The sequence below is a fragment of the Mesorhizobium sp. L2C084A000 genome, assembly GCF_000502875.1.
Lineage (GTDB): Bacteria > Pseudomonadota > Alphaproteobacteria > Rhizobiales > Rhizobiaceae > Mesorhizobium.
This window is the reverse complement of sequence record NZ_AYWX01000049.1, coordinates 1-799: the sequence shown is the minus strand read 5'-3', so window position 1 is coordinate 799 and position 799 is coordinate 1. Positions and strand designations below refer to the sequence as shown.

Annotated in this window: 1 protein-coding gene; it reads right to left on the bottom strand. The window is 56.7% G+C overall.

Going from position 1 to position 799, the window contains the following annotated elements:
* Positions 1-501, bottom strand: a 501-nt coding sequence (locus tag X735_RS0135720; protein ID WP_031214096.1) for a PAS domain S-box protein, incomplete at its 3' end; no start/stop codon positions are given.
* Positions 502-799 lie beyond the last annotated feature (298 nt).

Below are 799 nucleotides of genomic sequence, written 5' to 3'. Positions count from 1 at the left end.
ATCCTGATCGGTCGTGTAGATGGCGACGGGTAGGCCGTCGAGTATCTGGTGATAGGTACTGTCATGCTGCCTGAGCTCCGAGCGGGTGTGCACCAAGTCGGTTACATCGACCGTGAAGCACCGGGTGTTGATCAGCTTGCCGTCCCGGAAATGTCCGCTTGAGGTGACTTCGACGTGCTTGATCGATCCATCGCTGGCCCTCAATCGCGCCGGATATCTTACGATCTTCTCGCCATTGGCAAGGCGACCCAAAATGTCCTCTATGACGTCCCGGTCGGGATAGAACTCGGCGATGTGGCAACCGAGGTAGTCCTCTGCGGGATAGCCGAGAAGGTCGAGCTCAGCCTGGTTGGCATGCACGATTACGCCGTCTGCGTTCACCAGATGGAGGGCAACGGCGCCGTTTTCGAAGAAATCCTTGTAATCGAAATCCAGACCGTCATTGCTGGACACCCCCGGGTTTTCGAAGGCGACAACATTCGCCTGTGTTGCTTCATGCATCCCAAACACCTTGTCCAGTCCAACCAAATATAATGCGGCTTGGATCAGTTGGTTCCCATTGCTCGCGGTCTCGACCCGCTGCGTACGGGAACCGGACCCTAAAAGGGTCGTAGCCTCGACTCGTCTTCCATCTACAAACGTGCGATCATCCGCGCATGGGCAAACCCTTGGTCCTTGTCGTCGACGACGAAGCCTTGATAGCACTGGATATGGAGTCCACTCTTTCGGAGGCGGGCTTTGCCGTGGCATTGGCGGCGACATGTTCCCAGGCGAAACGTTTTCTTGCGGACCATACCCC